Annotated in this window: 1 protein-coding gene; it reads left to right on the top strand. The window is 58.0% G+C overall.

The genetic code is table 11. The features are described from left to right. Nucleotides 1-72: 72 nt before the first annotated feature. The gene (gene rlmD, locus H6A20_RS13010; RefSeq protein WP_338106718.1) at nucleotides 73-1,209 is read left to right on the top strand and encodes a 23S rRNA (uracil(1939)-C(5))-methyltransferase RlmD; all 1,137 of its coding nucleotides are present in this window, start codon (nucleotides 73-75) and stop codon (nucleotides 1,207-1,209) included. Nucleotides 1,210-1,524 lie beyond the last annotated feature (315 nt).

The following is a 1,524-nucleotide window of genomic DNA, read 5'->3' as shown; positions in this document are numbered from 1 at the left end:
GAACGTACCTCCCCCGCCCTTTTCAACTGCCTCCAGGATAAGCCCCTTCACCTGTGCCTCCTTCAGCTTTAACTGCTCCCCTATGAGGAGCAGTTAAAGCTGAAGGAGGCACAGGTGAAGGGGCTTATCCTGGAGGCAGTTGAAAAGGGCGGGGGAGGTACGTTCCAGTGGGACGGCATCAAGGCAAGCCCCCGGATAGAAGGGTACCGGAATAAGATGGAGTTCACCTTCGGGGACGCGTACAAGGACGGCCCCATGACCCTTGGCATGCACAGGAGAGGCAGCTTTCACGACATTGTCAGCGTGTCGCAGTGCCGGATCGTGGACGAGGACTTCCGCAGGATCCTGGAGGCTACCCTTGCCTTTGCAGGGGAGAGCGGCCTTCCCTACTACCACCGCATGCGGCACACCGGCTACTTCCGCCATCTCCTTGTGCGAAAGGCAGTGAAGACCGGGGAGATCCTTGTGGATCTGGTGACCACCACCCAGGCTGCGCCGAACCTTGCGCCCTGGGCGGACCGCCTGCAGGCGCTGGAAAAAGACGGGCAGCTCACCGGCCGCATCGCCGGCATCCTCCACACATCCAACGACAGCCTGGCGGATGCGGTGAAGGACGAGGGCACAGAGGTGCTGCGGGGGGAAGACCACTTCTACGAGGAGCTTCTGGGACTCCGGTTCAAGATCACCCCCTTCTCCTTCTTCCAGACCAACTCCCTGGGCGCGGAGGTGCTCTATGAGACGGCCCGCAGCTATATCGGGGAGACGAAGGACAAGACCATTTTCGACCTGTACAGCGGGACCGGCACCATCGCTCAGATCCTGGCGCCGGTGGCAAAGAAGGTGACCGGCGTGGAGATCGTGGAGGAGGCTGTGGAGGCGGCCCGGGAGAACGCCCGCCTGAACGGGCTTGCCAACTGCTCCTTCTGGGCCGGCGACGTGCTCAGGGTCATCGATGAACTGGGCGAAGTGCCGGACCTCATCGTCCTCGACCCGCCCCGGGACGGCGTGCATCCAAAGGCCCTCGAGAAGATCATCGGCTTCGGCGTGGAGCGGATGGTCTACATCGCCTGCAAGCCAACCAGCCTGGCCCGGGATCTGGAGATGCTCCAGGGCCGGGGGTACAAGGTGGAGCGGGCCGGGTGCATTGATCTCTTTCCGGGGACGTATCACTGTGAGACGGTAGTATTGATGTCACGGGTTGACCAGTAAGGCGTAAAAAGTGCCATATTTCCTGTGCTTTTTCGGCAATTCACCGGTGACAGCGTCAGGCCCAAATAGCGGAAAAATTGCATCGACAAAACATATCCAGGGTGCTTGCCAGACAGCTAAGTTGTCGATATGGATGTGAACAGGTTGAGTGGGCTGTTTGGATGTTTTTGGGGCAGAGTTGAGTTCGTGGTTTGGATAACAGAGAGTTAGTGATAGTATAAAAATAGTACAAAGTAAAGATGCCATGTATACCTAAATCATGTATGATAAGAAAGATGATATGAAGGAGGAAGCACAGACATGGCAAAAGGTACG

The organism is Mordavella massiliensis (genome assembly GCF_016901695.1).
GTDB lineage: Bacteria > Bacillota > Clostridia > Lachnospirales > Lachnospiraceae > Claveliimonas > Claveliimonas massiliensis_A.
The sequence above is the reverse complement of the archived record's forward strand: the minus strand, read 5'-3'. Positions and strand labels throughout refer to the sequence as shown.